This is a genomic window from Azospirillum sp. B506, from assembly GCF_000333595.1.
In the GTDB taxonomy this organism is placed as follows: Bacteria; Pseudomonadota; Alphaproteobacteria; order Azospirillales; family Azospirillaceae; genus Azospirillum.
Genome location: NZ_BADK01000581.1, coordinates 1 through 5,858, shown reverse-complemented (window position 1 = coordinate 5,858; position 5,858 = coordinate 1). Strand labels below are relative to the sequence as shown.

Annotated in this window: 5 protein-coding genes and 1 pseudogene; 3 read left to right on the top strand and 3 right to left on the bottom strand. The window is 66.2% G+C overall.

The window, feature by feature from the left end; genetic code table 11:
* Both I71_RS17060 and I71_RS17055 read left to right on the top strand, forming a co-directional pair.
* Window positions 1-489, top strand: a pseudogene (locus tag I71_RS17060) (amidophosphoribosyltransferase); the annotation flags it as partial.
* An 80-nt stretch (window positions 490-569) separates the two neighbouring features.
* The gene (locus I71_RS17055) at window positions 570-1,277 is read left to right on the top strand and encodes an SDR family NAD(P)-dependent oxidoreductase (protein ID WP_042696036.1); all 708 of its coding nucleotides are present in this window, start codon (window positions 570-572) and stop codon (window positions 1,275-1,277) included.
* A 128-nt stretch (window positions 1,278-1,405) separates the two neighbouring features.
* Here the strand turns inward: I71_RS17055 and mutS are convergent, their stop codons facing one another.
* Window positions 1,406-4,009 carry a DNA mismatch repair protein MutS gene (gene mutS / locus I71_RS17050; RefSeq protein ID WP_042696039.1) on the bottom strand — a complete coding sequence of 868 codons (2,604 nt, stop codon included), beginning with the start codon at window positions 4,007-4,009 and terminating at the stop codon, window positions 1,406-1,408.
* A 274-nt stretch (window positions 4,010-4,283) separates the two neighbouring features.
* Between mutS and I71_RS17045 the strand changes: the two genes are divergently transcribed.
* Window positions 4,284-4,814, top strand: a complete 531-nt coding sequence (locus I71_RS17045; protein ID WP_042696035.1) for a hypothetical protein — start codon at window positions 4,284-4,286, stop codon at window positions 4,812-4,814.
* A gap of 28 nt (window positions 4,815-4,842) precedes the next feature.
* On the opposite strand, the gene I71_RS35075 is transcribed toward I71_RS17045, so the two are convergent.
* Window positions 4,843-5,211 carry a hypothetical protein gene (locus tag I71_RS35075; RefSeq protein ID WP_049976171.1) on the bottom strand — a complete coding sequence of 123 codons (369 nt, stop codon included), beginning with the start codon at window positions 5,209-5,211 and terminating at the stop codon, window positions 4,843-4,845.
* A gap of 317 nt (window positions 5,212-5,528) precedes the next feature.
* On the bottom strand, window positions 5,529-5,858 hold a 330-nt coding region (locus I71_RS39175; RefSeq protein ID WP_211098400.1), incomplete at its 5' end, for a hypothetical protein.

The following is a 5,858-nucleotide window of genomic DNA, read 5'->3' as shown; positions in this document are numbered from 1 at the left end:
ACCATTATGTCGGGCGCACCTTCATCGAGCCGACCGACCAGATCCGCCATCTCGGCGTGAAGCTGAAAGCACAACGCCAACCGCGCGATGATCGAGGGCAAGCGCGTCGTGCTGGTGGACGACAGCATCGTCCGCGGCACCACCTCCAAGAAGATCGTCGAGATGGTGCGCGCCGCCGGGGCCAAGGAGGTGCATATGCGCATCTCCAGCCCGCCGACCTCGCACCCCTGCTTCTACGGCATCGACACGCCGGAGCAGGGCAAGCTGCTGGCCCACCGCATGACGGTCGAGCAGATGCGCGACTTCATCCAGGCCGACAGCCTCGCCTTCATCTCGCTCGACGGCCTCTACCGCGCCATGGGCGAGGAGAAGCGCGACCCGGCGAAGCTTGGCTACTGCGACGCCTGCTTCACCGGCGACTATCCGATCCCGCTGACCGACGCGCTGGACCATCCGCCGGCCGAGGCGAACGTTCCGGTCCGCGCCTGACGATCATCCCTCCCCCGACAATGCGGGGGAGGGATTTTCATATGTAAACGAATAATAATCCCAGGAAACGAGTCGTCCCCATGTCCCGTCTCTCCGGCCGCATCGCCCTCGTCACCGGTGCCTCGCGCGGCATCGGCGCCGCCGTCGCCAAGCGCTTTGCCGCCGAAGGCGCCCATCTGGTGCTGGTCGCCCGCACGGTCGGCGGACTGGAGGAGACCGACGACGCCATCCAGAAGATTTCCGGCCAGTCGGCGACGCTGGTGCCGATGGACATGCGCGACTACGACAAGATCGACCAGTTGGGCCATGCGCTCTACCAGCGTTTCGGCAAGCTGGACGTGGTCGTCGGCAATGCCGGTGCGCTGGAGGCCTTGGGCCCGGTCGCCCAGTACGATCCGAAGCTGTGGTCGCGGGTGATGGACCTGAACGTGACGGCGAACTACCGGCTGATCCGCTCGATGGACCCGCTGCTGCGCGCGTCCGGCACCGGCCGCGCCATCTTCGTGACGTCGGCCGCCGCCAAGGCGCCGCACCATTACTGGATGCCCTATGGCGCCAGCAAGGCGGCGTTGGAGATGATCGTGAAGACCTACGCGCTGGAGGTCGCCGGCTCGACCCTGCGCGTCAACCTGCTCGACCCCGGCGTGGTCGCCAGTAAGCTGCGCACCCAGGCCTTTCCGGGTGAGGATCCGACGAAGGTCGCCCAGCCCGACGACGTGACCGAACGCTTCGTCGAACTGGCCGAGGCAGGGTGTGAGCGCCACGGGGAACTGGTGCAGGCGCAGTGACGAAATCCCCCTCTCCCCCCCGGGGAGAGGGTCGGGGTGAGGGGGATCCATTTCGAGGATCTCTTCGGCTACGGCGAACCCCCTCATCCTAACCTTCTCCCCAGGGGGGAGAAGGGATTTCCGAGCGATCAGCGCATCAATCCCCGCAACCGGTACAGCTCCTCCAACGCCTGCCTAGGCGTCAGACTGTCCGGATCGATTCCCGCCAGCGCCACCTCCACCGCCGACGGCCCGGCCGGTACCGCCTCAACCTCCGCCACCACCTTCGGCGCCGGCCGCTTCAGCGCCGCGCTGAACAGCGGCAGATCCTCGGCCAGCCGATGGATCGTCGCGTTCTGGTCGCCCGATTCCAGCAGCTTCAGCACCTCGTCGGCCCGCCCGACCACCGCCGGCGGCAGGCCGGCCAGCTTGGCGACGTGGATGCCATAGCTGCGGTCGGCCGCCCCCGCCGTGACCTCGTGCAGGAACACCACGTCGCCCTGCCATTCCTTGATCCGCATGGTGTGGCAGGACAGCGCCGGCAGCTTCGACGCCAGCATGGTCAGCTCGTGATAGTGCGTGGCGAACAGCGCCCGGCAGCGGTTCACGTCGTGCAGATGCTCGACGCAGGCCCAGGCGATGGACAGCCCGTCGAAGGTCGCCGTGCCACGGCCGATCTCGTCGAGGATCACCAGCGCCCGCGCGCCGGACTGGTTCAGGATCGCCGCCGTCTCCACCATCTCCACCATGAAGGTGGAGCGCCCGCGCGCCAGATCGTCGGCCGCGCCGACGCGGCTGTAGAGCCGGTCGACCACCCCGATATGGGCCTGCTCCGCCGGGACGAAACCGCCCATCTGCGCCAGGATCGCGATCAGCGCATTCTGGCGCAGGAAGGTGGACTTACCCGCCATGTTCGGACCGGTCAGCAGCCACAGCCGGTTGTCGGGCGCCAGATCGCAGTCATTCGCCACGAACGGCCCGCCATGGGCGGCGTCCAGCACCGCCTCCACCACCGGATGCCGCCCGCCCCTGATCGAAAAGGCGAGGCTGTCGTCCACCAGCGGCCGGCTGTAGCGCCGTTCCTCCGCCAGTTCGGCCAGCGAGGTGGCGACGTCCAGCGCCGCCAGCGCGTGGGCGGCTTGCGCGATGGCGTCGGCCTTGCCGGCGACCACCTCGACCAGCCCGGCGAACAGTTCCAGCTCCACCGCCAGCGCCCGGTCGGCGGCCTCCGAAATGCGGCGCTCCAGGTCCGACAGCTCCACCGTGCCGAAGCGCACGGCATTCGCCATCGTCTGGCGGTGCATGAAGACCTCGCGGCCCTTGTCCGACATCAGCTTGTCGGCATGGGCGGCGGTGACCTCGATGTGATAGCCCAGCACATTGTTGTGCTTGACCTTCAGCGACGGCACCCCGGCGATCTCGGCGTATTTCGCCTGCAGGCCGGCGATCAGCCGCCGGCTCTCGTCGCGCAGCGTCACCAGCTCGTCCAGCGCATAGCTGTAGTCGCGGGCGATGAAGCCGCCGTCGCGGGCCAGCAGCGGCAGCTCCGGCGCCAGCGCCTGGGTCAGCTGGTCCACCAGTTCCGAATGCGCGCCCAGCCGCTTGTCGAGCGCCGCCAGCCCGTCCGGCAGCGGCAGGGCGCCGGCCAGCAGTTCACGGATCAGCCCGGCCTGCCGCAGCCCGTCGCGGATCGCCGCCAGATCGCGCGGTCCCCCGCGCCCCAGCGTCAGCCGCGACAGCGCCCGTTCCAGATCCGGGCAACTGCGCAGTGCCTGCCGCAGTTCGCCGCGCAACCGTTCTTCGGCCAGGGCGAACTCCACCATGTCCAGCCGGCGGCCGATGGCGGCGGGATCGGTCAGCGGCGAGGTCAGGTGCGCGCAGAGCAGCCGGGCGCCGGCCCCCGTCACCGTGCGGTCGATGGTGGCGAGCAGGCTGCCGCGCCGCTCCCCGCCCAGCGTCCGCGTCAGTTCCAGGTTGCGCGCGGTGGAGGCGTCGATCTCCATCACCGCGCCCGGCCCCAGCCGGCGCGGCGGCGACAGCCGGGGAACGCGCCCCTTCTGCGTCAGCTCGACATAGCCGACCAGCGCACCGGCCGCCGCGACCTCCGCCCGGGTGAAATTGCCGAAGGCGTCCAGCGTGCCGACGCCATACTGGCTCAGCAGGCGCTGTTTGCCGTTCTCGCTGTCGAATCGCGGGGTGGGCTGCACGGTCAGCCGCGATTTCCATTCGCCCCACAGCTCGAACAGCTCCGGCGCCTGGCTCAGCTTCTCCGAGATCAGCACTTCCTGCGGGTCGAGCCGCCCCAGTGCAGCCCCCAGTCCGGTCCGCTCCACCGGCTGCACCACCAGCTCGCCGGCGGTCTCCGCCACCGCCGCCAGCCAGTTGGAGGAGCGGGCGTCGAGCAAACTGTCCTCGGTCAGGGTGCCGGGGGTGACGATGCGGATGACGCCGCGCTTCACCACCGATTTGCCCCCGCGCTTCTTCGCCTCCGCCGGATCTTCCATCTGTTCGCAGATGGCGACGCGGAAGCCCTGGCGGATCAGGCGCTGCAGGTAATTCTCGTGGGAATGCACCGGCACGCCGCACATCGGGATGTCTTCGCCCAGATGCTGGCCGCGCTTGGTCAGCGCGATGTCCAGCGCCGCCGCGGCATTGACCGCATCCGCGAAGAACATCTCGTAGAAGTCGCCCATCCGGTAGAACAGCAGGCAATCGGGATGCGCCTGCTTGATTTCCAGATACTGCGCCATCATCGGCGTGGCGTCGGGCGGGATGACGATTTCTGCGGTGTCGGACACGGGAACCACGGGCCTTGGATGGGGGGTGTCGAATGGATGTCGTTTCAGGCGCGCACCCTATCACGGGATATGCAGCCACGGGATAGGCCGGTTGGCCGAGCCTGGGACAATGTGGCATGGGACAATAGGGCGCGCACGAACGACTCGGGTCCATGTCCCTGTTGCGGTTGACGGGCGCGCGCCGGCGGTCGCTACAATAGGGAAAGCTGAAAAAAGGGAGACGGCCATCATGACGCAATCGACCGGGCAGACCGCACCCGCCACCGTACCCGCCATCCTACCGGCAGAGGTGCGGGAGGTCGTTGCCCTCTTCGCCACCCGCGCCGCGTTCGAGCGTGCGGTGGAGGCAATCCTGGCGGCCGGCTTCGACCGGGCCGACCTGTCGGTTCTGGCCAGCCACACTTCGCTGGAGGCCGCCGACCCGAAATACCGGCCGCGCGACGAGGCATTGACCGGTCTGGTGGGCGAGCTGAAATACGCCTTTCCCCTGACCACCGCCGGCCTGATCGCCATCGTCGGCGGCCCCATCGAGGCGGCGCTGGCGGCGCTGGTCGCGGCCGGCGTCGGCGGCGTGGCGATCAAGGACTATCTGGACGAGCTGACCAGCCACCCGAAGCCCGACGAGTTCACCCGCGCCCTGGAGGCCGGCGGCATCATCCTGTGGGTGCGCGTCGACTCCGCGGAACGGGAAGCGCAAGCCGCCGCCCTGCTGGAACGCGAGGGCGGGGGGAATGTGCATGTGAGCGTCCGCGAGGCGTGACGGAACACCGGAAGGGGCGGGCAGGGCGTCAGGCGGTCAGGTTCATCATGGCGCCGCGCTTGGCGTCCTGCCCCGTCAGCTTGCGCTTCAACTCCTCGGCGATCTCCTTCTCGATGGCCTCGCGCTGTTCCGGGGGCATCGCGTTCAGATCGTCCTTCGTCATCTTGTGGCGGGCCAGCCACTCGTCCCGAATCCGCTCGGCCGGCGTCTTCTTCGCTTCGGCCAGGAAGTCGCTGACCGCGGCGGTGTCGGTGGTCGGTCCCGCAGCGCTGCCCCAGCCTTTCCTGGCTGTTGCCGCCTGGGCCTGCGACTGGGCGTAGAGGGCGCTTGAATAGCCGTTGTAGCCGTTGACCTGCATCGCGGCGATCCCGCTGCTGGTTGCACCGTCGCCGGACATCGGTTGCCGGCTGTGCAGACCGTTATGCAAGTTCAACGCCGAATGCCAAACCCTTCGGCTTCCACAGCTTGAGGCATCGATCGAGACGGCGAGCGAGGCGGCGAATTCTGCCGCTGGGCAGCTTCTACCGGTTCGATCCTGCCGGTCCTATGACGCAACACTTGATCGCGTCGCCTCAGTCCCCGTCACTTGAAATCCTGTTTGAGAATGTTGAAAACTCACAATATGCAGTGTAATGTGTTTCGGTTTTACCCAATACCTATTGTTTCCATAACCAATTCTCAAACAGGATCTGAAATTGGAACCTATAGCAATGCCTACCTGACTGGATCAGAAATATCTAATACAACGCCGCCAGTCTTTGTTTTCCATATTCTTAGTTTTGTATTAGTGTCATCCCTATAAAATAGCGCTCTTGGCCTTTCATCGTCTTTACGTATCCTGGCGTCAATTATCCAATCAGGAAGACACTCCCTTGTCATTGCCAATGCGTACTCGAACTGTACGGTACCCGTAAACTGACAATAAAAATTGATCTCTTCATCTTCCTGTTTTTGTATATCACATTCAGATAGGCCAGTTATACTGAATGACGTTTTCCAACCGTAATCCTGAATTTGAATGCCGCGAAGCTTTAGGAATTTTCC